At 39.9% G+C, this 26,360-nt stretch carries 25 protein-coding genes; 18 read left to right on the plus strand and 7 right to left on the minus strand.

Annotation, left to right across the window (positions count from 1 at the left end):
- Window positions 1–171 precede the first annotated feature (171 nt).
- From ACR42H_RS08685 to ACR42H_RS08715, 7 genes are all read left to right on the plus strand, one after another.
- On the plus strand, window positions 172–408 hold the full coding sequence (locus ACR42H_RS08685; RefSeq protein ID WP_019381663.1) for a YkuJ family protein: 237 nt from the start codon (window positions 172–174) through the stop codon (window positions 406–408).
- Between the two features lie 104 nt (window positions 409–512).
- Window positions 513–662, plus strand: coding sequence for a hypothetical protein (locus tag ACR42H_RS08690; RefSeq protein ID WP_019381664.1), 150 nt, complete (start codon window positions 513–515; stop codon window positions 660–662).
- A gap of 266 nt (window positions 663–928) precedes the next feature.
- The gene (cbpB, locus tag ACR42H_RS08695) at window positions 929–1,375 is read left to right on the plus strand and encodes a cyclic-di-AMP-binding protein CbpB (protein ID WP_009330996.1); all 447 of its coding nucleotides are present in this window, start codon (window positions 929–931) and stop codon (window positions 1,373–1,375) included.
- 145 nt (window positions 1,376–1,520) lie between these two features.
- Complete coding sequence (locus ACR42H_RS08700) at window positions 1,521–3,020, plus strand: MDR family MFS transporter (RefSeq protein WP_113882139.1); 1,500 nt, start codon at window positions 1,521–1,523, stop codon at window positions 3,018–3,020.
- Between the two features lie 150 nt (window positions 3,021–3,170).
- Window positions 3,171–4,055, plus strand: coding sequence for a LysR family transcriptional regulator (locus ACR42H_RS08705; RefSeq protein ID WP_113881776.1), 885 nt, complete (start codon window positions 3,171–3,173; stop codon window positions 4,053–4,055).
- A gap of 104 nt (window positions 4,056–4,159) precedes the next feature.
- Window positions 4,160–4,870: a 2,3,4,5-tetrahydropyridine-2,6-dicarboxylate N-acetyltransferase gene (gene dapD / locus ACR42H_RS08710; RefSeq protein WP_113881777.1), complete on the plus strand. Its 711-nt coding sequence runs from the start codon at window positions 4,160–4,162 to the stop codon at window positions 4,868–4,870.
- Between the two features lie 122 nt (window positions 4,871–4,992).
- A complete protein-coding gene (locus ACR42H_RS08715) occupies window positions 4,993–6,117 on the plus strand; it encodes an N-acetyldiaminopimelate deacetylase (RefSeq protein ID WP_113881778.1) in 1,125 nt (374 codons plus the stop codon).
- A gap of 106 nt (window positions 6,118–6,223) precedes the next feature.
- Here ACR42H_RS08715 and ACR42H_RS08720 read toward each other — a convergent pair whose 3' ends face one another.
- The gene (locus ACR42H_RS08720) at window positions 6,224–7,084 is read right to left on the minus strand and encodes a mechanosensitive ion channel family protein (protein ID WP_436375597.1); all 861 of its coding nucleotides are present in this window, start codon (window positions 7,082–7,084) and stop codon (window positions 6,224–6,226) included.
- A 340-nt stretch (window positions 7,085–7,424) separates the two neighbouring features.
- Here ACR42H_RS08720 and ACR42H_RS08725 point away from each other — a divergent pair, with 340 nt between their 5' ends.
- The 3 genes from ACR42H_RS08725 to ACR42H_RS08735 all read left to right on the plus strand — a co-directional run bounded on the left by ACR42H_RS08725 (window position 7,425) and on the right by ACR42H_RS08735 (window position 11,801).
- Window positions 7,425–9,179 carry an ABC transporter ATP-binding protein gene (locus tag ACR42H_RS08725; protein WP_436375600.1) on the plus strand — a complete coding sequence of 585 codons (1,755 nt, stop codon included), beginning with the start codon at window positions 7,425–7,427 and terminating at the stop codon, window positions 9,177–9,179.
- An 11-nt stretch (window positions 9,180–9,190) separates the two neighbouring features.
- On the plus strand, window positions 9,191–11,014 hold the full coding sequence (locus ACR42H_RS08730) for an ABC transporter ATP-binding protein (RefSeq protein ID WP_436375602.1): 1,824 nt from the start codon (window positions 9,191–9,193) through the stop codon (window positions 11,012–11,014).
- A gap of 127 nt (window positions 11,015–11,141) precedes the next feature.
- Complete coding sequence (locus ACR42H_RS08735) at window positions 11,142–11,801, plus strand: potassium channel family protein (protein WP_113881782.1); 660 nt, start codon at window positions 11,142–11,144, stop codon at window positions 11,799–11,801.
- 85 nt (window positions 11,802–11,886) lie between these two features.
- Here the strand turns inward: ACR42H_RS08735 and rnjA are convergent, their stop codons facing one another.
- Window positions 11,887–13,554: a ribonuclease J1 gene (gene rnjA / locus ACR42H_RS08740; protein WP_113881783.1), complete on the minus strand. Its 1,668-nt coding sequence runs from the start codon at window positions 13,552–13,554 to the stop codon at window positions 11,887–11,889.
- A 3-nt stretch (window positions 13,555–13,557) separates the two neighbouring features.
- Window positions 13,558–13,770, minus strand: a complete 213-nt coding sequence (locus tag ACR42H_RS08745) for a DNA-dependent RNA polymerase subunit epsilon (RefSeq protein ID WP_113881784.1) — start codon at window positions 13,768–13,770, stop codon at window positions 13,558–13,560.
- Between the two features lie 608 nt (window positions 13,771–14,378).
- Here ACR42H_RS08745 and ACR42H_RS08750 point away from each other — a divergent pair.
- Window positions 14,379–15,155, plus strand: coding sequence for a Cof-type HAD-IIB family hydrolase (locus tag ACR42H_RS08750; RefSeq protein ID WP_113881785.1), 777 nt, complete (start codon window positions 14,379–14,381; stop codon window positions 15,153–15,155).
- Window positions 15,156–15,232: 77 nt separating this feature from the next.
- Here ACR42H_RS08750 and def read toward each other — a convergent pair whose 3' ends face one another.
- Together def and ACR42H_RS08760 are read right to left on the minus strand one after the other, a co-directional pair.
- Complete coding sequence (gene def / locus ACR42H_RS08755; protein WP_113882140.1) at window positions 15,233–15,784, minus strand: peptide deformylase; 552 nt, start codon at window positions 15,782–15,784, stop codon at window positions 15,233–15,235.
- 164 nt (window positions 15,785–15,948) lie between these two features.
- On the minus strand, window positions 15,949–16,083 hold the full coding sequence (locus tag ACR42H_RS08760; RefSeq protein WP_113881786.1) for a YjcZ family sporulation protein: 135 nt from the start codon (window positions 16,081–16,083) through the stop codon (window positions 15,949–15,951).
- A 264-nt stretch (window positions 16,084–16,347) separates the two neighbouring features.
- Between ACR42H_RS08760 and ACR42H_RS08765 the strand changes: the two genes are divergently transcribed.
- The 5 genes from ACR42H_RS08765 to lpdA all read left to right on the plus strand — a co-directional run bounded on the left by ACR42H_RS08765 (window position 16,348) and on the right by lpdA (window position 22,564).
- The gene (locus tag ACR42H_RS08765; protein WP_113881787.1) at window positions 16,348–17,016 is read left to right on the plus strand and encodes a YkyA family protein; all 669 of its coding nucleotides are present in this window, start codon (window positions 16,348–16,350) and stop codon (window positions 17,014–17,016) included.
- A gap of 601 nt (window positions 17,017–17,617) precedes the next feature.
- Complete coding sequence (gene pdhA / locus ACR42H_RS08770; protein ID WP_436375607.1) at window positions 17,618–18,733, plus strand: pyruvate dehydrogenase (acetyl-transferring) E1 component subunit alpha; 1,116 nt, start codon at window positions 17,618–17,620, stop codon at window positions 18,731–18,733.
- Window positions 18,734–18,736: 3 nt separating this feature from the next.
- Window positions 18,737–19,714 carry an alpha-ketoacid dehydrogenase subunit beta gene (locus ACR42H_RS08775; protein ID WP_113881789.1) on the plus strand — a complete coding sequence of 326 codons (978 nt, stop codon included), beginning with the start codon at window positions 18,737–18,739 and terminating at the stop codon, window positions 19,712–19,714.
- An 87-nt stretch (window positions 19,715–19,801) separates the two neighbouring features.
- On the plus strand, window positions 19,802–21,148 hold the full coding sequence (locus ACR42H_RS08780) for a dihydrolipoamide acetyltransferase family protein (protein WP_113881790.1): 1,347 nt from the start codon (window positions 19,802–19,804) through the stop codon (window positions 21,146–21,148).
- A gap of 6 nt (window positions 21,149–21,154) precedes the next feature.
- Window positions 21,155–22,564 carry a dihydrolipoyl dehydrogenase gene (gene lpdA / locus ACR42H_RS08785; RefSeq protein ID WP_113881791.1) on the plus strand — a complete coding sequence of 470 codons (1,410 nt, stop codon included), beginning with the start codon at window positions 21,155–21,157 and terminating at the stop codon, window positions 22,562–22,564.
- Window positions 22,565–22,616: 52 nt separating this feature from the next.
- Here the strand turns inward: lpdA and ACR42H_RS08790 are convergent, their stop codons facing one another.
- Complete coding sequence (locus ACR42H_RS08790; protein ID WP_113881792.1) at window positions 22,617–22,997, minus strand: small peptidoglycan-associated lipoprotein; 381 nt, start codon at window positions 22,995–22,997, stop codon at window positions 22,617–22,619.
- Between the two features lie 288 nt (window positions 22,998–23,285).
- Here ACR42H_RS08790 and ACR42H_RS08795 point away from each other — a divergent pair, with 288 nt between their 5' ends.
- Entirely contained in the window at window positions 23,286–23,531 is a 246-nt protein-coding gene (locus ACR42H_RS08795) for a hypothetical protein (RefSeq protein ID WP_113881793.1), read from the plus strand.
- Between the two features lie 60 nt (window positions 23,532–23,591).
- On the opposite strand, the gene ACR42H_RS08800 is transcribed toward ACR42H_RS08795, so the two are convergent.
- Complete coding sequence (locus ACR42H_RS08800; protein WP_113881794.1) at window positions 23,592–25,106, minus strand: glycine betaine uptake BCCT transporter; 1,515 nt, start codon at window positions 25,104–25,106, stop codon at window positions 23,592–23,594.
- A 368-nt stretch (window positions 25,107–25,474) separates the two neighbouring features.
- Between ACR42H_RS08800 and ACR42H_RS08805 the strand changes: the two genes are divergently transcribed.
- Window positions 25,475–26,335, plus strand: coding sequence for a polysaccharide deacetylase family protein (locus tag ACR42H_RS08805; protein ID WP_113881795.1), 861 nt, complete (start codon window positions 25,475–25,477; stop codon window positions 26,333–26,335).
- The last annotated feature ends 25 nt before the right edge of the window (window positions 26,336–26,360 follow it).

Consider the following 26,360-nt stretch of genomic DNA (forward strand, 5'->3'; position numbering starts at 1 on the left):
CTTTATTAAGCTTTTGCTTGTACAAACACCTGACAATATTTTATTCTGTTAATATTGGTATGTAAAGCTTCGAGCTTGAATATTCTGAATTTATTTCTTTAGGATAGAAACATGCCAAAAGAGAAACCTAAATGTAGAATTATGGGTTTTGTTTTGGAAAGGAGAGAGAGCATGTCACAGCTTCAAGGTATATTAACACGCTTAAAAAGCTTACAGGAACAAGCAACAGGCGGAGAGCCAATGCAAAGATTTTTTGAGGTGAATGGTGAAAGGAAATGCCAGGTCACTTTTCATCCGAAAAATGAAACATTTGAACTGGAAGTATATTACGATAAAGAAAAGCCAAAAAGATATCAATTCGACAATATTGATATGATTACAATCGAAATTTTCGATTTGATCCAATAATTCACCACATACATAAGGGGCCTTTTGGGCCTCTTTTCTTATTAAAAATAGCTTGAAGAGAAAGCGTGCTATAATATGAAATATCAATCTCCCAGAGGTGTGAAATGTATTATCTGCTCATGATTTTGCTGTTTTTTACAGTTCTTCTTTTGCTTGCAGATTTAATTAATACAAAAAAAGAAGTAATCCGGATCAGGAAAACTCTTGAAGAAATGAAAGAAATTTTAAAAGATAATAAGGACTCGAAAAAATAGGCATTGAGAACAATAAGTAATAAAGGACCTTTTGATTTGAGGTGAAGCAGAATGATGCCAAGTGTAACATGTCCAAGATGCATGGCTGAAAAAAACATTGATGCCGTTTTAACCGCACAGTCCAATCAAAATGTTATTTTTCGCTGCCCTGACTGCGGCTATGAAGTAAAAGACATTCAAACGAGTAAAGGTTAATAGGGGCAAAATGCCGGAGACTATGATAAAATGGTTAAGAAGTATAACTAATTTTTGAGGAGTTTTCGGCGATGATCAGTCTCCATAGCGAGGAATTTTTAGAATTTAACATTAGTGATTTCATGATTCCTTCTGAACGGGTAGCACATGTACAGGTTGGAAATAACTTGGAGCATGCCCTCTTAGTGCTAACAAAAAGCGGGTATACAGCAATACCTGTACTAGACCCGCAATATAAGCTGCAGGGTTTAATCAGCACACCCATAATCATGGATTCCATTCTCGGGCTAGAGCGGATCGAATTTGAGCAGCTGGAGCAAAAAAGGGTTGAAGAGGCTATGAACAGAAATATCCCGCGGCTTGATGCCGAGTCTTCTATACAGCAATCGATCGAACTATTAGTTGACCATCCCTTCATATGTATAGAAAACAAGGAAGGCTACTTTGAGGGGATACTGACTCGCAGAACAGTTTTGGATCAATTAAATAAACACATCAGACGATTAAATAAGCGATAAACATCACTCAGCTCCCAGCAGTGGGAGCTTGCTTTATTTTCAATGATGAGAGTACCGGTGGATTTATTGCCGTCATTTTCAGGCGTTATTCATGTTTTTATTCATTTTGGAGGGGAAATGCTTGAGTCAGACTTTACATAAAAAAATGCCGGAAGGAAAAAGAAAAGTTACGAAAAAGCCTTTTGTGCTTGCTTCAGTTATGCTTGCCATGTTTATGGGTGCTATAGAGGCAACCATTGTTTCAACTGCGATGCCTGCCATTGTTGGGGATTTAGGCGGATTTGCTTTATATAGCTGGGTGTTTTCAGCTTATTTGTTAATGAATGCTGTGACTGTTTTGATTTACGGCAAGCTCTCAGACTTATTTGGGCGGAAGCCTGTTTTAACATTCGGGATTATCATATTTTTAATTGGTTCTATTTTATGCGGTTTTGCTGAATCAATGACAGCACTGATCATTTTCCGATTAATCCAAGGGGTTGGTGCTGGAGCAGTCATGCCGATAGCAACCACCATTGTCGGGGATATCTATACAAAAGAGGAAAGGGCACAGGTTCAGGGTTATCTATCAAGCGTATGGGGAATTTCAGCCATCATGGGTCCTGCAATAGGGGGGCTTCTTGTTGAATTCGTCAGCTGGCGATATGTTTTTTGGGTTAACATTCCGCTTGGCATCATGGCTATAGCAGGCTTATGGCTCTTCCTTCATGAGAATGTGGAAAGAAAAAAGCATCAGATCGATTATGCAGGGGCTGTGCTATTAACGGTTTCCATTTCATCTCTGATGTTTGTGCTCGTTGAGGGAGGAACAAATTGGGCTTGGAATTCCATTGAAGCAATCAGCCTTTTAGCGGTTAGTGTAATTGCCTTTATTTTATTTATCCTGCAGGAACAAAAAGCAGCAGAGCCAATGATGCCTTTTAATATTTGGAAGGAAAAACCGATTTTAATTGCTAATTTAGCTTCACTGACAACTGGTGTGATGCTGATAGGGATTTCCAGTTTTCTGCCGGCATTTGTCCAGGGTGTAATGGAAAGGTCACCAATTGTCGCCGGCTTTACACTTACGACGATGTCGATAGGTTGGCCAATAGCTTCTGCAGCTGCAGGCAAGCTTCTTCTGAAAATTGGTTTTAGAAGCACCTCTGTAATAGGGGGAGTATTTTTAATTGCAGGGAGCATTTTATTCGTCACACTCACTCCTGAAGCGGGACCTGTATGGGCGGCGGCTGGAAGCTTTTTAGTCGGGGCTGGAATGGGATTAACGAGCACTGCTTTTATTGTTTCCATTCAGAGTACAGTGGAATGGAAGCAAAGGGGAATTGCCACTGCTGCCAATATGTTTATGAGAAATCTTGGCAACACTATAGGAGCAGCCTTGCTGGGCGGCATTCTGAACAGCCAGATAAAATCATATATACAGAATAATGGTCAAGGCATAGATTCAAGCCTATCTTTAGATTCAGCAAATGTACTTTTAAATGAAGAGGCGAGAAACAGCCTGAATACGGGAGTGAAGGAAATCCTGCAAAATGGTCTCACCATTTCACTTCATTCAGTGTACTATGCAGTCCTATTATTTGCTGTTATAAGCTTCTTATTGGTAATTGCTCTGCCAAAGCATGAAAAGGAAGTTGCCGATTAAACGGCCAGAGATCTCTGCATCTACCATGCAGAGATCTTTATTTTCTTAAAGAGCTGTAAGCATTTCAGGTGCTGTGACCATTTTAATGATAATGAAACTCTAATTCAATTAAGATATACTATAAGAAAAACTTATGAAGGGAAGATGTTTATGTCTTCACTTACGGAATTTCACCTTTTATCAGTGCTGGCACAGGAAATGAATATGCGAAAAGCGGCAGAACGTTTATTTGTTTCGCAGCCGGCACTTTCACAGCGTCTCGTTAATATTGAAAAGGAATGGGGCAGCAAACTATTCCTCCGCTCACAAAAGGGTTTGTCACTGACGCCCGCTGGAGAAATTGTATTACAATTCATTAATGAAGTTCTTGCGAAGGAAGAAAAGGTCAGGGAGTCTATTACAGCCTTGAATTCAGAGGTCCATGGCACCTTAAAAATAGCAGTTGCTTCAATCGTAGGGCAGAATTGGCTGCCTCAAGTTCTTAAGAAGTTTGTTAGCCGCTATCCCCAGGCAAAAATTTCTCTGATCACCGGCTGGAGCAGTGAAATTTTAAAATCGCTCTATGATGATCAGGTTCATATTGGAATTATTAGAGGAACTCCTGACTGGAAGGGGATTAAAATCCCTTTATTTAAGGACAGTCTTTATCTAGTGGATACAGAGATTACAAGGCCGGAGCAGGTCCTGGAAACAGACAGGCCCTTTATTCAGTTTAAGAGTGATTCCAACTATTATCAGGAAATTCAGGACTGGTGGCTAAGGCAGTTCAAAACCTCTCCAAAACGGACAATAGTAGTTGATCAAATTGAGACGTGCAAGCAAATGACTTTCAATGGAATAGGGTATGCTATTCTTCCGGCCATTACGCTGAATGGTGCGGAAAAAAATATTTTTAAAATCCCGCTGCTGGATGAAAATAATTTGCCGATTAAGCGTGATACATGGCTGCTGGGATATGAATCCGCCTTTCAGCTCAAGCAAGTTCAGGCATTTGTTGAGTTGATTAAGGAACATATTGAAGAAGAAGGAAAATGATATCACCCATGACTTCTATTTTCATTTATTTTTCTTGTTTTCAGCGCTTTTGTTTGTTAAAGTAATGCTAGTTGCAATGTTATACATAGAGGAGGATTTTTAATATGAAAATGATGGATGCCAATGAGATTATTTCATTTATCCAGAACAGCACAAAATCAACACCTGTAAAGGTTTATATTAAAGGTGAATTAGAAGGAATCGACTTCGGTGCTTCAGCAAAGGCCTTTATAAATGGCAGCACCGGTGTGGTATTTGGTGAATGGCCTGAACTTAGCCAGGCAATTGAAGCAAACCAGTCAAAAATTGAAGATTATGTTATTGAGAATGACCGCAGAAACTCAGCGATTCCATTGCTTGATATGAAAAATATTAAAGCCCGCATTGAACCGGGTGCGATCATCCGTGACCAGGTTGAAATCGGTGATAACGCTGTAATCATGATGGGTGCATCCATTAATATTGGTTCAGTGATCGGTGAAGGTACAATGATTGACATGAATGTTGTTCTTGGCGGAAGAGCTACAGTCGGCAAGAATTGCCATATTGGAGCAGGAACAGTATTGGCTGGAGTTATTGAGCCTCCTTCAGCAAAACCTGTTGTTGTAGAAGATGATGTAGTAATCGGAGCCAATGCAGTGGTTCTGGAAGGTGTAACGGTTGGTAAGGGAGCAGTAGTTGCGGCAGGTGCGATTGTCATTGATGATGTGCCTCCTTATACTGTGGTGGCAGGAACACCAGCTCGTGTAATTAAAGAAATTGATGAAAAGACTAAGTCTAAAACAGAAATTAAGCAGGAACTTCGCCAATTATAAGAGTTTGAAAAGCGTGGATTGCGATCCGCGCTTTTTCTAAAGGTGAAAACCTTTTGGTTACGCAAGACTGCTGTAGAGTGAATGAAATATAAGGGGCATTTTTAAGAAGGGGGAATAAAGTTTTGGTCACAAACAATCCATTCGTTGCATTACGGCGGGAGCTGCATAAAATACCGGAGTTAGGGTTCCGTGAATTTAAAACACAGCAGTTTCTATTAGATTACCTGTATTCTCTCCCTCAGGACAGCATGGAAATTAAAACTTGGAAAACCGGTATTTTTGTGAAAATCAGCGGCAGGAATTCGACCAGGATGATTGGGTACCGTGCTGATATAGACGGTCTCCCAATCATTGAGGAAACAGGCCTGCCGTTCAAATCCGAGCATAGTGAACAGATGCATGCCTGCGGACATGATTTTCATATGTCGATTGCACTTGGCCTAATAACAAAATTCATTGAAGAACGCATTAACGATGATTTACTGTTTATATTTCAGCCAGCTGAAGAAGGGCCTGGTGGAGCAGAACCTATGCTTAAATCTGACATAATGAAGGAATGGAAGCCGGATATGATATTGGCCCTCCATGTTGCTCCAGAATATCCCGTTGGAACAATTGCATTGAGAGAGGGATTGCTGTTTGCAAATACCTCGGAACTTTTCATAGATTTAAAAGGAAAAGGGGGACATGCGGCATATCCGCATAATACCAATGATATGGTTGTGGCAGCATGTACTTTGGTCAGCCAGCTTCAGTCCATCATTTCAAGGAACATTGATCCCTTGGACAGCGCGGTCGTAACTATTGGAAAAATAACAGGTGGCACCGTTCAAAACATCATAGCTGAAAAAGCAAGGCTTGAAGGTACCATCCGAACGTTATCCCCTGAATCAATGAAAAAAGTAAAAAGCAGGATTCAGGCGCTAGTAAAAGGAATTGAAGTTGGGTATGAATGTGAAGCTTCAATCGACTATGGCAGCATGTATCATCAGGTCTACAATGAGGCAACCTTAACAAAGGAATTCATGGAGTTTGTACGCTCCAACACAGACATTAACGTTGTTGAATGCCGGGAAGCCATGACGGGTGAGGACTTCGGATATATGCTTGAAGAAATTCCAGGCTTCATGTTTTGGCTTGGAGTCGATTCAGAATACGGACTTCATCATGCCAGGCTGAATCCAAATGAAGCGGCAATAGAGAAAGCGATTGAATTGATTGCATCATATTTAAGGTATAAAGGATAAGTCAAATCAGTTTGCAATAAGTATTTACTAAAAAATGAAAAATTTTAAAAAGCTGATTTCTCAGCACCTGTTTAGGTTCTGCGAAATCAGCTTTTTGCTTACGGTTTTATCCGGCAGCACTTTCTGATCCTGCCTGTTTTTGAATGAGTACCTGATGAGGGAATGGGATTTCGATTCCGTTAGCTTCCAGGGCTTCCTTCAGTGCTTTTCTCAGCTGCCGTTCGACAGCCCACTGTTCCATGTTTTCTGTCTTGGCAATAATTCTTAATACAACATCCGATGAGCCTAATGTTTGTACGCCAATGACATTAGGTCCTTCAACAATCGCCTGGTTTACTTCGGCGATTTTGTCGCAGGTTTCCTGAAGTACTGTGATAGCTTCATCAATATTGTCATCATAGGAGATTCCTATATCAACCAGTGCGCGCATATTGCCGCGGGAATGATTGCTCAGACTGGTAATTTCCCGGTTGGGGATATAATGCAATGTTCCGTCAAAACCGCGGATTTGTGTAGTTTTTAATCCGATTTGCTCCACTATTCCTGAGTAGCTTCCGGTTGTAACATAATCCCCGACATCAATTTGCCTTTCCAGCAATATAAAAAATCCTGTTACTACATCGCTGACAAGGCCTTGAGCTCCAAAGCCGACCGCTAATCCGATTACCCCGGCACCGGCAAGAATGGCAGTTGCTTTTATACCGAAAATCTGAAGAATCGTAACAGCAAAAATAAAAATAAGTACGTAAGAGAAAATGTTTTTAGCAAGACTTTGCAGTGTCTTCGATCTTCCCGGAGATATTCTTTCCTTCCTCCCGATTCCCTCAAAACTTTTATGTATGATTTTATTTCCCGCAGACTTAACGATTAAAAATGCAAAATAGATAGCTGCCAGCTTTAATAGAATAAGTCCGGCATCTATCAGCAGGGCTTCCCAATTTATTTGCGATAAATTTTGATTTTCCATTCTAACGCTTCCTTTCAGTATGATTAAAGTCATCATTTTATCGCAACAGCACTTTATATGCAAACGGTTAGCTTTCTCTCATGCGGACAGCTCTATATAATGGCCTCGATGTGAATAATCAAATTACTGATATGCAGGTTTTTAGATCGAAAGCCATTTTAGCGATTTTGAAGGGCATTAATAAAGATTAGGAGTTTGAATAGACACATTATAAAGATAGGCTTCAAAAAAAGTGGAAAAATCAAACAAAAAGGGGTGGAAAAATACTTCGAAACTCGATATATTTAATATTACGTTCTAACTTTTCTAATTTTTCCGCAAATTAAAAGGGGGCATGCAGATGGAAACATTTAAAAAGTTAAAGCAATATTACTTGCCATTTAAACATTACTTTCTCTGGTCCATATTCTTTCTGTTTATTGTGACAGCGATTACGGTTGTGTATCCGATGATCCTTCAGCTGACAATTGATGAAGTTGTCATTGGGGGAAATTATGGGTGGATACCCTATTTGGCTTTAGGCTTCATTGCCATAATGGGTGTAAAAGGGGCAGCGACTTATATCCATCAGTACACTGGTGATTTGTTTGGGATCACATCGGTCTATAAACTTAGAAATGTACTTTATGAAAAGCTGCAGTTCTTGCCGTTTCGATATTATGACAATGCAAAAACAGGCGATTTAATGTCTCGGCTTACTGCTGATGTTGAGGGGTTCCGTTTTTTTCTTTCATTCGGATTTTCTGAACTCATTCGTTTTGTTTTACTGATCTTTATCAGTGTTTCGGTCATGTTTTATTATTCAATCCCACTGGCGATTGTCACCCTTATTACGCTGCCTTTTCTTGCGGTAGTTACCTTTAAATTTGATAAAGCTGTGCATCCGGCATTCCGGAGCATCCGTAAATCATTCGGCCGACTGAATACAAAAGTTCAGGAGAATATAAGCGGAATTAATACAGTGAAGTCATTATCACGGGAAGATTTTGAGATTAATAAATTCAATGACTCTAACAGTGACTATAAAGATAAATATCTCTTTACATCGGATATTTGGGCTAAGTATTTTCCTTTAATGGAATTTTTGGGAAATTTAAGTGTTGTATTGCTTCTGGCTTACGGAGGTTATCTTGTTATGGCTGGCAGTCTGAGGCCAGGGGAACTTGTCGCTTTTTACAGCCTTGTCTGGTATATTATGTGGCCTATTATGAACCTTGGATTCATCGTTAATCTCTTTTCTCAGTCTAAAGCTTCCGGAGAGCGGCTCATTGAGATCCTTGAGGCAGATAATGAGATTGAGGATATAGAATCATGTGTTAAGGCAGAACGTTTGCTGGGTGAGGTGGAATTTCGCGATGTTACGCTGAAATATACCAAGGATGATAATGACGCTTTATCCAATATCTCTTTCCACGCTGAGCCAGGAAAGGTAATTGGGTTAATAGGCTCGACGGGATCAGGAAAAACGAGCTTAACACAGCTTATGACAAGATTTTATGAGCCAGTTGAAGGTCATGTGATTATTGATGGGGTAAAAGTGCAGGAATACTCTCTTCAATCTCTCAGAAGAAACATTGGCTTTGTTCTCCAGGAATCCTTTTTGTTTTCTTCTTCGATTAAAGCAAATATTGCATTCGGAAAGCCTGAATCCACTATGGAGGAAATCGTTGAAGCTGCCAAACGTGCACAGGCACATGAATTTATCATGGAGCTTCCTGATAAATATGATACCGTTCTTGGCGAAAGGGGCATGGGGCTTTCAGGCGGACAGAAGCAAAGGATTGCGATAGCAAGGGCCATCTGTGCAGATCCCAGCATTTTAGTATTGGATGATGCAACAAGTGCTGTGGATATGGAAACAGAATTCAGAATACAAAAAGCTTTGAAAGAAGTAATGGCTGATCGAACTACCTTTATCATTGCCCACCGGATTTCTTCCCTGAAGCATGCTGATGAAATACTTGTACTAGAGAACGGGAGAGTGGCAGAACGGGGGACACATAAAAAGCTTCTTAGAAATAATGGCCCATATCAGCGGATTTACGATATTCAATATCAGGACCGCGACAAGGTTCTCCAATCAAATGCAGGCTAGGAGGTGCCTCCTTGAAAAAAAGTAAAACTAAAAATGACAATGTGTTAAATAGATTTCAATACTCTTCAGACGAAGTTATTGAGAAGCCATTTAACTGGAAGCAGATGCTGCGCTTATTCAGTTATATGGAGCCATACAGAAAAAATTTACTTCCGCTATCTATTATAATGGTATTAATAAATACAGCAGTCAGGCTTATAATTCCCATCTTAATAGGTGTGTATACCTTAGATAAAGCATTGATTGAAAAGGACAGCGGGCTCCTTGCCATTCTGGTTTCAGTGATTGCAGTACTCTACACCATTTCATATGCTGCAAACTATTACAGGATTAAATGGATGAATAAACTTGGCCAAAGTGTCATTTATGATCTTCGGAAACATTTATTTACACACGTACAGACCCTTTCACATCGTTTTTTTGATCAGCGTTCGGCAGGATCCATACTTGTAAGGATTATGAATGACATAAATTCGCTTCAGGAGCTGTTTACCAATGGAGTCATAAATCTGCTGATGGATCTGATTATGCTGGCAGGGATTTTTATTATTTTATTTACTCTAAGTCCAGAACTGACTTTGGCTATCATGGTCATTTTGCCTATCATGTTTTTTATCTCCACAAGTTTGCGCAGAAATATCCGCAGATCGTGGCAAACGGTCCGGTTAAAACAATCCAAATTGAATTCTCACTTAAATGAAAGCATTCAGGGGATAAGGATTACCCAGTCTTTTACACAGGAAAAAGAGAATATGGCATTCTTTGATGGTGTGAATACTGAGAACTTTGAAAGCTGGAGAAATGCATCTCAGAAAAATGCTATGTTCAGGCCGCTGGTTGAATTGACCAATGCTCTGGGCACAGCTGTACTGATTTGGTTTGGGGCACATCTGATTCAGGATGGGTCAATCTCGATCGGTGTATTTGTTTCTTTCGCCTTTTATTTAGGAATGTTCTGGGAGCCTATTTCTCGGCTTGGGATGGTTTATAACCAGCTTCTCATGGGAATGGCTTCCTCTGAAAGAATCTTTGAATTCCTTGATGAGAAACCAATCGTATCAGAAAGCAACGATGCATTTCATTTGCAGGAGATAAAAGGGAAAATTGAATTTGAGAATGTCACATTTTCTTATGATGAAAAAAGAACTGCCTTAAATGGGGTTTGCCTTGAGATAAAAGCAGGGCAAACCGCGGCTCTTGTGGGGCATACAGGATCGGGTAAAACGACGATAGCCAATTTAATCAGCCGCTTTTATGATCCTTCAGGAGGTACTGTAAAAATAGATGGCTGCGACCTTAAGGATGTATCCCTATCAAGTTTGCGCAAGCAAATCAGTGTGGTGCTGCAGGACACTTTCATATTTTCTGGAACAATCTATGATAACATCCGTTTTGGCAGACCTGATGCAACTGATGAAGAAGTAGTGGAAGCAGCCAAAGCTGTCGGTGCACATGGATTTATTGCAAAACTTACCAAGGGATACGAGACCGAAGTGGAGGAAAGAGGAAATATATTATCGGTGGGTGAGAGGCAACTCCTCTCCTTTGCCCGTGCTTTGCTTGCAGACCCCCGTATTCTTATACTTGATGAAGCTACTGCCAGTATTGACACTGAGACAGAGGTCAAAATCCAGCAGGCTTTAAAAACACTTTTAAAGGGCAGAACGGCCATTATTATTGCCCATAGGCTATCCACAATCCGTGAATCCGATCAAATCTTTGTGCTGGATCATGGAAATGTTTTAGAACAAGGAAATCATGAAGAATTAATGAATGCAAAAGGTGAATATTATCATTTGGTAAAAGCACAATTCAATATGCTTGATGCAATGTGATTGAACAAAATAAAACCTCCGCTCGGAGGTTTTATTTTGTCAGGAAGGAAAATCTAATAGCTATACTTCTGTCTGTGCTAATATGGTATTATTGTCTATATTGCTAACTATGCTGGGGGAAGATAGGATGAAGAAAGAATTTGCTGTTATCGGACTTGGACGTTTTGGAGGAAGCATCTGCCATGCTCTGGCTGAAGAAGGCATGGAAGTAATGGCAATTGATGTAAATGAAGACCGGGTGAACGAATTTGCTAGAATCGCTTCACACGCAGTGGTTGGCGATACCACGGATGAATCCGTTATCAAGAGTTTGGGAATACGCAATTTTGACCATGTTATCGTGGCAATTGGCGATAATATTCAGGCCTCCATCCTGACCACATTAATTTTAAAAGAGGTAGGGGTTAAAAAGATTACCGTTAAAGCTCAAAATGATTATCATGCAAAGGTATTGAGGAAAATAGGGGCAGATCATGTTGTTCATCCTGAAAGGGATATGGGCAGAAGAATTGCACATAGTATCGTTTCTAATAACGTTCTGGATTATCTGGAACTATCGGATGAGCATAGCATAGTAGAAATTGTAGCTAATGAAAAACTTGCTGGCCATAGCATTATTGATCTTGATATCCGTGCAAAGTATGGAATCAACATTGTTGCAATAAAAAGAAAAAATGAAATTATCGTATCTCCGCAGGCAAATGAAAAAATACAATTTGACGACATCCTTATTGTTATTGGAGCAGACGTAGACATCAACCGTTTTGAAAAGAAAGTGATGTCTTAATTTGAAAAAGGCTGAATCTCTCAAGTGAGAGATTCAGCCTTTTTTATACAAAATATAATAGATCTACTCGCGTCCATTAAGGCTTTTAAACTTCCATAATAATCGGTAAAATCATTGGACGGCGCTTTGTTTTTTCATAAAGGAAGGGTGCAAGTGTGTCAGTGATTTCATTCTTAATTTCTGACCATTGAGTTGTTCTGCGTTCCATAACCTTGCTTAAGTGTTTTGTAATAAGTGCCTGTGCATCATTGATTAAATCTCCGGATTCCCTCATGTAGACGAATCCGCGGGATATTAAGTCAGGGCCAGCGGCAATTTTGAAATCCTTCATATTGATGCTCACTACGACAACCACTAAACCTTCTTCAGAAAGAATGCGGCGGTCACGTAAAACGATATTTCCGATATCACCGATTCCGCTTCCATCAATATAAACAGAACCAGACGGTATTTTACCTGCAACTTGAGCAGAATCATCGCTGAGGGCAAGGACTTCACCATTATCCATGATGAAGCAATTCTCTTCATCCACTCCACAATCCACAGCTAATTTGGCATGCATTTTCTGCATTCTGTATTCACCATGAATCGGCATGAAGAATTTCGGCTTAATTAAACGAAGCATTAGCTTTTGTTCTTCCTGGCCGCCATGACCGGATGTATGAATATCGCTTAATTTTCCATAAATGACTTCTGCACCTGCACGGGAAAGTCTGTCAATAGTTCTGCTGACACTAATTGTGTTCCCGGGAATGGGAGAGGAAGAGAATACAACAGTGTCGCCAGGAATGATTTGGATCTGGCGATGCGTTCCGTTAGCAATTCTTGATAGGGCTGCCATTGGCTCTCCCTGGCTTCCTGTACATAGGATCGTCACCTGGTTGGCTGGAAGTCTATTAATTTGATGCGCATCAATAAAGGTGTCCTTTGGTGCCTGAATATAACCCAATTCCTGTCCGATATTTATAGCTGCTTCCATGCTTCTTCCAAAAACAGCAATTTTTCTGCCATTCGCGACAGCCGCTTCAGTCACCTGCTGAAGACGGTGAATATTAGAAGCGAAAGTGGCAAAGATAACCCGTCCTTCAACTTTGCGGAAGATATCATGAATACTATCGCCAACTCGGCGTTCAGACATGGTGAATTCAGGTATTTCACTGTTTGTGCTGTCAGAAAGCAGGCAAAGGACGCCTTCCTTTCCAATCTCAGCCATTTTTGTCAGGTTGGCCGGCTCTCCCACAGGAGTGAAGTCGAATTTGAAGTCCCCAGTGTGAACAACCTGTCCAGGCGGCGTTTTAACAACAATGCCATATGAATCAGGGATACTGTGAGTCGTCCGGAAAAAAGTCACGGAAGTTTTCCTGAACTTAATGATATCGTCTTCCTTAATTTCATGAAGAGTGGTTTGTCTCAATAGTCCGTGTTCTTCAAGTTTATTTCTCAGAAGGCCAAGGGCCAGCTTTCCGCCGTAGACCGGGATGTTAACTTCTCTTAGGAGATATGGAATTCCGCCGATATGGTCTTCATGCCCATGAGTGATAAATAATCCCTTAATCTTATCTTCGTTTTTCACTAAGTAAGTGTAATCAGGAATAACATAATCGATTCCAAGAAGCTCGTCCTCAGGGAATTTAATTCCAGCATCAATCAGGATAATTTCATCCTGGAATTGCACAGCGTAAGTATTTTTTCCAATTTCACCCAGTCCGCCCAGGGCAAAAACGGCTGTTTGATCATTTTTAACAAATTTCATAAATTACTCAATCTCCAATACTTTAAAGTCTTCATTTTGTTTTTCATATTCCAGGAATTCTCCTTGGACAGAAGTTACAAATTCAATATTATAGTTGCGGTCAGCCAGCTTTTTGCGTACGTCTCTTTCAGAATCGCCTTCCACAAAAATGGTTTTTGTTTTTTCTCTAACCGGTACCTCTGTCTTAGAATCCTGATAATATACCTTGAAAATCATTTCTATCTCTCCTTAATCCGATAAAAAACTTTTATCTAATATATAAAATAATAACATGTATTACATGTTTTTTCCTGCCGGATCTTAATAATAAATTCTTCTCAGTGCTAATATGCTCCCGAATCTATGTAAAAAAGTATACTGATAACCAATTTACAATAAGGAAGGAGCCCTTCGCAAGTTTGAAGGGCTCAAATTTGTCAGGCAATTGATTTTTTTCGAAGCATTTCATTCCACTGTTTTAAAAGCTTCTTTCTCAGCTTCTTTAACATAGTGGATCAACTCCTTACTTTCTATTTTAAACGATCCTTGTCCAAAGTAAAGGCAGCAAGGACGTTTTAAACAGATTTTTGTAAATAATGAGGTCTCTTTTAATTACTGTCTAGCGCAAGCAGCCTGCCTCGTTGTCGGGGGCAGGGCAGGCGCATCTGCTTTTCTTATTTATATTATATGGTAAAATAGTTAAATCTCTCGTGGGTAAAAATGGAAATACCGTCTGTTAATAGAAAGGAAATTGACTTTTTAACTTTATGGGTTTAGTGTTTTATTACGATAAATCATGTCATAGCAGTCAGCAAAATAACGCTTGAAAGGAAGTTAATTTTAAAATGAAAAAGATTGTTTTCTTTGATATAGATGGGACCTTATTGGATCACGATAAAAACTTGCCGGATAGTACGAAAGAGGCAATCGGCAAGCTGAAAGAGAACGGAACTTTCGTTGCAATTGCCACCGGCAGGGCGCCTTTCATGTTTGAAAGTCTTCGCAGCGAACTCGAAATTGATTCATTTGTCAGCTTTAATGGCCAATATGTAGTATTCGAAAACGAACCCATTTATCGTAATCCTCTTAAATCATCTGAGATTGAAAAGCTATATCTTCATGCACAGTCAAATGGGCATCCATTGGTGTTTATGAATGAGAAAACGATGAAATCTTCCGTACACCACCATGCATTTATTGAGAAAAGCATGAGCAGTTTAAAGTTTCCGCATCCTGAAGAAGATCGTGAGTTTTACAGTGGCAGGGAATTATATCAATCGCTGCTGTTCTGCGAGGAAAAGGATGAGGAAAAGTATATTTCTTCTTCTATATATCCTGATTTTGGCTTTATCAGATGGCATCCATACTCTGTTGATGTTTTGCCTGCAGGCGGGTCTAAAGCTGAGGGGATAAAACAAATGATAAAAAGACTTGGGTTTGATTTGAAGGATGTATACGCGTTTGGAGATGGACTAAATGATATAGAGATGCTGAACGCTGTAGGAAACGGAGTAGCAATGGGCAATGCAGAAGAAGTGGTTAAGAAGGCAGCAGACCATGTAACCTCCGGTGTTGACGATGAAGGAATTTGGAAGGGACTAAAGGAACTTCAATTAATATAGGAAGTGAAGGAAAGCATCCGATTAATTAGCTGGAGGCTTTCCTTTCCTTTTGTTATGTTTTGCTATGCAGCAGCAAGCTACCGTTCTATAGCAATTGCATTTTCAATTGGCTGAAAAGGATTTTGTTTATTGATGTGATCGTAAAACATGATTCCGTTCAGATGATCAATTTCGTGCTGAAATACGATGGCTGGCAGCCCTTTGAGCTTGAGTTTTACTTCATTGCCCTGCAGATCGGTACCTTTTACAGTTACTTTTGCATATCTGGGCACAAAACCGGGTATGGATTCATCAACAGATAAACAGCCTTCTCCTGCAGCCAGATAAGAAAGCTGCACGGAATGGCTGATGATCTTAGGGTTGAAGAGAGCATAACTGAATAACTCCTGGTTATAGGTTACATGAACAGCGATCATCCGCCGGGAAATATTAATTTGAGGAGCAGCTAAACCAATGCCTGCCCTTAAGCCATATTTTACAGAAAGCTCTGGATCCTGGCTGTTTTTTACATATTCCATCATTTCATTTAAAATTTGTACTTCTTCTGCAGATGGAGGCATGTCCACTTCCGCGGCAATTTTCCTTAAAGTTGGGTGGCCATCGCGAATAATATCTTTCATGCTCAGCATGATTCTCACTCCCGCTAAGTAATAAAGAAAAATGGCAAAATTATTGGCTAGAAGATCAAATGCCATAGCCAAAAAAGCCCTTTGTCTATTTAATTATATTCAGTCTATCAGAGCGGGGCAAAAAAGTTAATAAGAGAAGGTGCCTTTGGCACCTTCTCAAGTAATTAAAACTTCCAGCAAGCGCAGCCAACTATAATTAAGAGAATGAATAATACTACAATTAACGCAAAACCTCTGCCGCAGCCGGCTCCTGCTGCTGGATAACCGCATCCATAACCGTATCCGCCATATCCGAACATGTAGGATAACCTCCCTAAAGTAAGATTATCGTCCATTTTTTTTGCCTTGCCGCTTAGGACGATTAATATAGCCTATGTTTCAAGGGATGTTTGGTGTAGGCCATTACCCAAGTCATAAAGGAAAAATGAAGTGAATAGATTTAAATTATACTTGTAATAAGGACAAGCTCTGTAATGATGCGAAGAGTTTCGAACCAAAGGGCTATTGTCAAACCGGGCAGGTACCTTTATAGTTAAAAATGTTATAAGTAAGGGGGTTTCAAGGTGTCGATTTTGAACAAAAGCAGACTGCTGCTTGTTTTTATCATAGGGGCTTTCATCCTCACAGGCTGTATGAACAGCCCGGATCCCGAGGAAAAAATATATGATGTGCTGGAGAATGTAGTAGCTAAAGAAAAGGATTTTGAAAAGCAGCAGGAACCGCTCGTTAAGCTGGAAAAAAGAGAAAAGGAATTATACGATAAAATTATCAACCTGGGGATGAAGGATTTCAAGGAAATTAAAAAGCTGTCTGATGAGGCTTCCTCCATTGTGGAGCAGCGGGTTACTCATATGGAGAAAGAGCAGGAAAGCATCCAGGCGTCGAAAAAAGAATTTGAGACATTATCTCCGACCATAGAGGAGATAGAGGATAAAAAATTGAAAGATAAAGCTAAAGAGCTGTATGAGATCATGATGGACAGGTATAAAATCCATGACACTCTTTACAAGGATTATTCTAAAGCGACTCAATTAGATAAAGAATTATATGCCATGTTTAAAAAGGAGGATCTTACTCTAGAACAGCTGGAAGGCCAAGTGAGCAAAATAAATGATATGTATGAAAAGATACTGGCTTCAAATAAGCAGTTCAATGAAAAAACAAAAGAGTATAACGAAGCCAAACTTAATTTCTATAAAGAAGCAGGACTTGAAATAAAAACAGAAGAATAATTTTTATGCCGGCATATTTATGCCCGGCATTTTTTTTGCTTTTTGCTATTCTAAAAGCAATTGAATGGGAGAAAACACGGCTCGGGATGAATCCGCTTTCTTTTTGAGGGCGGTGCTTTTTATATTAAAATAATGACGGGAGGCTTCTCTTTACTATAACACATCGGAATATAATAGTTTTTTATAGTACAGATGAGGTTCATCCGATAATACAGTTTTGGTTATCAATAAAAAATATAAAAAGTATGGAAACTGTGAAAAACAAAAAGCAAGGTAATTGACTAAGGTCTTGAAGGTGTATTAAACTAAATCTCGTAATTAATTCTGTATCAATTATGTTGCAAAATAAAGTGATACAGAATATGATAGTTAAAGATGAACCGAAAGACGTTTTTTTAGAAGTGATCTGTGGAACACTATTTAAAAGTATGCATATGGCAGAAACGAATGTTCTGCTTTTTAGAGATGCTTAATAAAACATGCCGAAAGAGAAAACTTTTTGCCTTTGAAAGAGTATCTAATATGGCTTCGTTTTGGGTAACCTAAATTTTGTGTATAAAACTCTATTAACGTCTTTTTATGAAAGGAAAGGGTGACTGATATGGCTTCTAAAACAAAGAAGGCACAATTCGATGCTAAAAAACAGCTCGAAACAGTTGAAGAACAGTTCCAAACTCTACAAATTTTAAACGAAGATGGCAAAGTTGTTAATGAATCAGCAATGCCTGACTTAAGCGACGAGCAGCTTCAGGAATTAATGCGCCGTATGGTTTATACTCGTATTCTTGATCAGCGCTCCATTTCACTTAACAGACAAGGCCGCCTGGGCTTCTATGCTCCTACTGCCGGACAGGAAGCTTCTCAGCTAGCATCTCATTTTGCATTGGAGAAAGAAGACTTCATTCTTCCAGGATATCGTGATGTTCCTCAAATCATTTGGCACGGCCTTCCGTTATACCAGGCTTTCCTATGGTCCCGCGGACACTTTGAAGGCGGAAACATCCCTGAAGGTGTAAATGTCATTTCACCTCAGATTATCATTGGAGCTCAATATATTCAGACTGCAGGGGTTGCCCTGGGAATGAAGAAGCGCGGCGAAAAGACAGTTGCCATCACTTATACTGGCGACGGCGGTGCTTCACAAGGTGACTTCTATGAAGGCATCAACTTTGCAGGAGCATTCAAAGCACCTGCTATCTTTATTGTTCAGAATAACCGCTTTGCAATCTCTACTCCAGTAGAAAAACAATCAGCAGCAAAAACAATTGCACAAAAAGCAGTGGCAGCCGGAATTCCTGGAATTCAGGTTGATGGTATGGATCCGCTTGCTGTCTATGCAGCTGTTCGCGAAGCGCGTGAACGTGCATTGAATGGTGAAGGTCCTACACTAATCGAAACTTTAACTTACCGTTACGGACCACACACAATGGCCGGTGACGATCCAACGCGTTACCGTACTTCTGACCTGGATAATGAATGGGAAAAGAAAGATCCGCTTGTTCGTTTCCGCAAATTCCTTGAGGATAAGGGCATCTGGAATGAAGACATGGAAAACGAAGTAATTGAACAAGCAAAAGAAGATATTAAAGAAGCTATTAAAAAGGCTGATGATACACCTAAACAAAAGGTTACTGACCTTATGAACATTATGTATGAAGAAATGCCTTATAACCTAAAAGAACAGTATGAAATATACAAAGAAAAGGAGTCGAAGTAAGCCATGGCGCAAATGACAATGATTCAGGCAATTACTGATGCTCTTCGCACAGAATTGCGCAACGATCCGAATGTATTGGTATTCGGTGAAGATGTGGGCGTAAACGGCGGCGTTTTCCGTGCTACCGAAGGCCTTCAAAAGGAATTCGGCGAAGAGCGTGTATTTGATACACCTCTAGCTGAATCCGGAATCGGCGGTCTGGCAGTCGGTCTTGGTTTACAAGGCTACCGTCCGGTGCCTGAAATCCAATTCTTTGGATTCGTTTATGAAGTAATGGATTCAATTTCCGGCCAGCTGGCACGCATGCGTTACCGTTCCGGCGGAAGATATAATTCACCGGTTACAATCCGTTCACCATTCGGGGGAGGGGTACATACTCCTGAAATGCATGCTGACAGCCTGGAAGGCTTAATGGCTCAACAGCCTGGACTAAAGGTTGTTATACCGTCAACTCCTTATGATGCTAAAGGACTGCTTATCTCTGCAATTCGCGATAACGATCCTGTTATCTTCCTTGAGCATATGAAATTGTACCGTTCTTTCCGTCAGGAAGTGCCTGAAGAAGAATATACAATTCCTCTTGGTAAAGCAGAAGTTAAACGTGAAGGTTCTGACCTGACTATTGTGACTTACGGGGCAATGGTTCATGAATCTCTAAAAGCTGCTGAAGAGCTTGAAAAAGAAGGGAAATCTGCAGAAGTTATCGATTTGCGCACAGTTGCTCCTCTTGATATTGAAACAATCATTGCTTCTGTTGAAAAGACAGGAAGAGCAATTGTTGTTCAAGAGGCACAAAAGCAGGCTGGTATTGCAGCAAATGTCGTTGCAGAAATCAATGATCGTGCTATTCTCAGCCTGGAAGCACCAGTTCTGCGAGTAGCTGCTCCAGATACTGTTTTTGCTTTCCCTCAAGCTGAAACTGTTTGGCTTCCAAACTATAAAGATGTAATCGAAACAGCTAAAAAAGTTCTTGAATTTTAATCGCATATAACTGATAAAACAAGGGGGAAAATATCCCCCTGACGTGTTTTATAATGAACGATCGAAATAATAGGAGGGTGAATTCCATTGGCATTCCAATTTAGATTGCCTGATATCGGTGAAGGTATCCATGAAGGTGAAATCGTCAAGTGGTTTGTAAAGCCAGGTGACGAAGTACAAGAAGATGACGTGCTTTGTGAAGTTCAAAACGATAAAGCGGTTGTAGAGATTCCTTCCCCAGTTAAAGGTAAAGTTGAAGAAATCCTTGTTGAAGAAGGTACAGTCGCAACTGTAGGTCAAGTATTGATTACTTTTGATGCTCCTGGATATGAAGATCTTAAATTCAAGGGAGACCATGAAGATGAGGCTCCTAAAGAAGAAAAAACAGAAGCGCAAGTTCAGGCAACTGCTGAAGCTGGCCAGGATGTAAAGAAGGAAGAAGCTCCTGCTCAAGATGCACCAAAAGAAGGAGTAGTTATTTCTGAGGCTGAAGTAGATCCTAATCGCCGTATTATTGCTATGCCGTCTGTTAGAAAATACGCTCGCGACAAAGGTGTAGATATTCGTCAGGTAGCTGGAAGCGGCAAAAATGGACGCATCCAGAAAGATGATATTGATGCATTCCTGAATGGCGGAGCAAAAGGTGCTGAAGCCACTGCTAAAGAAGACGCACCAAAGGCTGAAGCAAAAGAAACTGCACCTGCAGCTGCACAGGCGATTCCTGCGGGACAATATCCAGAAACTCGCGAGAAAATGAGCGGAATCCGTAAAGCAATTGCAAAAGCTATGGTAAACTCTAAGCATACAGCTCCACACGTAACATTAATGGATGAAATTGATGTTACGAAACTTGTTGCACACCGCAAGAAGTTTAAAGAAGTTGCAGCTAATAAAGGAATTAAGCTTACATTCCTTCCTTATGTGGTAAAGGCATTAACAAGTGCATTGCGTGAATTCCCGGCACTAAACACTTCAATTGATGATGCAGCAGGTGAAATCATCCATAAGCATTACTACAACATCGGTATTGCAGCAGATACTGAAAAAGGTCTTCTTGTGCCAGTTGTTAAGGATGCAGACCGCAAGTCGACATTTGCCATTTCTAATGAAATCAATGAGCTAGCTGGTAAAGCTCGTGATGGCAAGCTTGCTCCAGATGAAATGAAGGGTGCTTCATGCACAATTACAAATATCGGTTCTGCCGGCGGTCAATGGTTTACTCCGGTTATCAATCATCCTGAGGTTGCCATTCTTGGAATAGGCCGTATTGCTGAAAAGCCAGTAGTGAAGGATGGAGAAATTGTTGCTGCTCCAGTATTGGCATTGTCACTAAGCTTTGACCACAGAATTATTGATGGAGCAACTGCACAAAATGCATTAAATCACATCAAGCGTTTACTGAATGATCCAGAACTATTGTTAATGGAGGCGTAATAACAAATGGTAGTAGGAGATTTCCCAATCGAAACAGATACTATAGTCATTGGTGCGGGTCCTGGTGGATATGTTGCAGCGATTCGTGCAGCACAGCTTGGACAAAAAGTAACAATCGTAGAAAAAGCTAATATGGGCGGAGTTTGCTTAAACGTTGGATGTATTCCTTCAAAGGCTTTAATCGCAGCAGGCCACCGCTATGAAAATGCAAAGCACTCAGATGTAATGGGTATTACAGCTGAAAATGTAAAAGTTGACTTTACAAAAGTACAAGAATTTAAATCTGGTGTAGTTAATAAGCTTACTGGAGGAGTAGAAGGTCTTTTAAAAGGCAATAAAGTTGACATCGTGCGCGGGGAAGCTTACTTCGTTGATGCGAATACCCTTCGTGTAATGGACGATAATTCCGCACAAACTTATACTTTTAAAAATGCGATCATTGCTACAGGATCTCGTCCAATTGAATTGCCAACGTTTAAATTCTCCAAACGAGTTCTTGATTCAACAGGTGCACTGGCACTTCAAGAGATTCCAGAGAAAATCGTCGTTATTGGCGGCGGTGTTATCGGTATAGAACTTGGCGGAGCTTATGCGAATTTTGGTTCTCAAGTAACGGTTCTTGAGGGTGCAGATGATATCCTTGTCGGTTTTGAGAAGCAAATGTCATCACTTGTTAAACGGAACTTAAAGAAAAAAGGCGTTGAATTCATTACGAAGGCACTTGCTAAAGGTGTTGAAGAGAATGAAACTGGAGTTACCGTTAAGTTTGAAGAAAAAGGCGAAGAGAAATCTCTTGACGCAGATTATGTATTCGTAATGGTTGGAAGACGTCCAAATACAGACGAATTGGGCTTAGAACAAGCCGGCATTAAGATGACTGAACGCGGTGTTATTGAAATCGATAAACAATGCCGTACGAATGTAAGCAATATTTATGCTATTGGTGATATTGTTGCAGGTCCACAATTGGCTCATAAAGCTTCTTACGAAGGTAAGATTGCTGCAGAAGCAATTGCAGGCCATAACGCAGAAATAGATTACTTAGCAATCCCAGCTGTGGTATTCTCTGAGCCTGAATTGGCTTCTGTAGGATATACTGAGCAGCAGGCTAAAGAAGAAGGAATCGAAGTAGCGGCAGCGAAGTTCCCATTCGCAGCTAATGGCCGTGCCCTTGCACTTGATTCAACTGACGGCTTTTTAAAGCTAGTGACACGTAAAGAGGATGGTCTTGTAATCGGTGCGCAAATCGCTGGCGCAAGTGCATCTGATATGATTGCTGAGCTTGGATTGGCTATTGAAGCAGGCATGACTGCAGAAGATCTTGCCATGACTATTCATGCTCATCCGACATTGGGTGAAATCACAATGGAAGCAGCAGAAGTTGCTATTGGAAGCCCAATTCACATTGTAAAATAATTTAAAAATCCTTCCCTGGCGGGAAGGATTTTTTTGTATATGATGACTACTTTTAGTCCTTTTCATCCATTGCATCGGCAAGCGGATGAATGATCTTCTCTTTAGGTACAGTGCCTTTAATTTCAACAATCACTTTATCTTGATATACCAGCAGCATGGCAGGGCAGTTTTCTACATTATAATTGCTAATATGGCTGGATTCAGAAGCTGTTATGATTTTCATATTCTTGATCAGATCCGGATAGCTTCTCTTTAATTCGATGATGGCATCATAATAGGATATTTCCTGTTCATATTGTTTATTATCCGTGAAAAAAATGAGCTGTTTAACACTATCGTCTATCTTCAGCTCTTTTTTTACTTCCTTATGATTGCATGAAGAGGTCATAAACAAGAGTGCAGTAATTATGATCAGCGGCAAACCTTTCATCATTTTGCCCTCACTTTATTATAAATTCCAAAGTATGAGATAAGATCGTTTCATCTGAATCAGTATAGAAGTCTCGGTAATTTTCCAGTCTTCTAACAGTTGTTGAGCAATTCATAATAAGAACTTAATATTTATGAGTATTTTATCATATAGTAAAAGAAAATTTTGGCTTGTCATTCAAATGTTACAGAAATGAAAAATAAGAATATCCTTTTCAACATATATTACATACACAAGTGTTTCTTCAATTAAAAAAGCGGGTAAGGATTAAAAAGTTTGGTGGTGGAGTGCATGAAGATTTATACAGCTCTTTTGCTGCAGATGTTAATTTGGAGCGGATATACTTTTATTGAATGGCTGTCAAAATATGACCAGCTCATATATAAAGTCATTATGTTTTTTGTTTTTTTCTATTTGGCAATAAACATTGGAAATTGGGTAATTAAGTCTGCAAAAAAAACATTTATGGTAACTGTTATGAGCTTAAGCTTGTATGCATCTTTCCATCTTGCAATGTCCTACTTGTCTCATTGGTAAAAGATACGAGTAAGGATAAAAAAATCGGCACCTTTTGCAGGAGCCGATTTTTTATTATTATTAGCTATTTTTTTTCTGGATGACTTCTTCTTTAAACGATTTAGCCAGCGATACCACAATTAGAAGCATAATGATGGTAAAAGGGAGTGCAGCTATAATGGAAGCTCTTTGGAGAGCTTCAAGACCACCGGTCCATAAAAGGATGGCTGCAGATGCTGATTGAATAATGCCCCAGACAAATTTCACTTTATTGGGAGGGTTTAGGCTGCCGTTAGTCGTCTGCATACCAAGAACAAAGGTAGCTGAGTCTGCAGAAGTAATAAAGAATGTACTGATTAAGAAAATAGCCATTGAGCTAAGAACAGTGCTGAAAGGGAAGTTATCAAACACGGTAAACAGTGCTACTTCCATTCCCTGCTGCTCGATTGTTTCCATGATAGGCTTAGCCTCGAAGAATTCAAGGTATATACCTGTTCCTCCAAAAACAGAAAACCAAAGGGCTCCAAATAGGGTTGGAACAGCAAGCACACCAATGACAAATTCTCTTATTGTCCTTCCACGGGATATCCTGGCTATGAACGTACCGACAAATGGCGCCCAGGCAATCCACCATGCCCAATAAAAAATGGTCCAATCCTGAAACCATGTCAGCTCCTGATCAAAAGGGCTGAGCCTGAAGCTCATGGATGGAAGATTTTGAAGATAAGAGCCAATAGTCGTTGTGAACAGGTCCATAATAAAGTTAGACGGACCTACAAACAGAAGAAATAATAATAAAGATATTGCTAAGATAATATTTAAATTACTTAAATACTTTATTCCCTTGTTTAATCCGGTTTGGGCTGAAAGCATAAACAAGACCGTTACAACGATAATAATAATTAATTGAGTGGTGAAATTATTACCGATGCCGTCGAATATTCCAGAAAGTCCTCCGGAAATCTGAATGGCACCCAGACCTAATGATGTTGCAACTCCGAAAACAGTAGCAAAGACGGCAATAAAATCAATTAATACGCCCAGCGGCCCATCCACTTTGCTCCCTAAAATTGGCCTCAAAATGGAGCTGATAACTCCCGGTGCTCCTTTTCTGAACTGGAAATACGCCAGTGCAAGCCCAATGACAGTATAAATAGCCCATGGATGAAGACCCCAATGGAAAAAGGAGTACCTCATGGCTGCCCTAGCTGCTTCTGGTGTCTGTCCTTCGAGAAAAGGAGGGGCATAAAAGTGATACATAGGTTCCGACACTCCCCAAAAAACCAGGCCTATTCCCATCCCGGCACTGAAGAGCATGGCAAACCATGATAAATAGCTATATTCGGGCCTATCTGCATCCTTGCCCAGACGAATATTCCCGTATTTGCTGAATGCTAATAAGATAGAAAAAATTAAAAAGATAGAAGCTGATAAAAGGTAAAACCAGCCGAACTTCTCTAATATGAATCCTTGAACAGATGCTGTAACAGAATCAAGATTGCCCTTTGGCAGTATGGTCTTCGGGACAAGTCCCCATAAAATAAAAATTGCTGTGAATATGACTGAAACCGTAAATACGGGTGTCAGTTTCTTCATCAAATCCCTCCAAATCTTAATAAAATGAACGTAGATAGAATAATTCCGTAATACTCCTAATCCTAAAAATGCAGGAAAATAAGCATTCCGCATTCCTGACAGTTATAGCTTGATTTTTAAAGCATATTGAAGCTCAGCAGGGGAGAGCAGCTTCCCGAAAAAGATCGCATTTCGAAAATCGAAAGGATGTATAGATCCACACTTAATTCTAAATTTTACTTTTAAATGTTCAAAACGTATCTATTTCGGGTAAAATCAGTAGGTAATAGTAAGGTATCAAAAAGGGGAACAACTCCTTTAAAAGGCCATTTTACATACTAACACTAATTGGGGTGAGTTTAAAGGAATAAGCACTCTAGGAGGTCAATATGAAAATAAAGGGACTTATCATAGGCGTTTTTTTTCTAATGATTCTGGCTTCATGTACGGATCTTAATGCGGTTGAAAGTCAGCCATCAGAATTGGAAAAAGAAGAGTATAAGCAAGAAGAAAATAATTCGGATGATCATTCCAAAGTTCATGAATCCAATTTGCAGAAGAACAAAGAAGATGCCAAAAAAGAACCGAAAGAAGAAGCTGTATCCTTATCAGAGCCGCAATACAAGATAAATGCAAGTAATTGGACAATAGAACCAATGAATCATGCAAACTCAAAGGTTGTATTACTGACCATTGACGATGCTCCTGATAAAAATGCATTGGAGATGGCCAGGATCTTAAAAAAACTTTCAGCACCAGCTATCTTTTTTGTTAATGGACACTTTATTGATACTCCGGAAGAAGCAGAAGTTTTGAAAGCTATTCACGAACTTGGTTTTGCTATCGGTAATCACACATACAGCCACCCCAACTTAAAAACTTTATCCGAGGAACAGCAATATGATGAGATTGTTAGTCTTAATGATCGAGTAGAAGAGATTATCGGAGAGAGGCCAAAATTCTTCAGGGCACCATTTGGATCCATTTCAGACTACAGCAGAAAGGTTGCTAAGGATGAAAACATGCTTCTCATGAATTGGACATACGGATATGACTGGGAAAAGGAATATCAATCAAAAGATGCTTTAGCAGATATAATGATTAATTCACCCTTTTTAGTGAATGGTGCAAACTTACTGATGCATGATAGGCAATGGACAAAAGAAGCATTAGAGGATATTGTGAAAGGGCTGCGGAATAAAGGATTTAGCCCAGTTGATCCTGCTCAGATCAGCCAGGAAATAGAATGAGAACAGCAGCTGCTGTTCTCAACGT

It is taken from the genome of Cytobacillus sp. BC1816, assembly GCF_051353635.1.
Taxonomy (GTDB): domain Bacteria; phylum Bacillota; class Bacilli; order Bacillales; family Cytobacillaceae; genus Cytobacillus; species Cytobacillus oceanisediminis_C.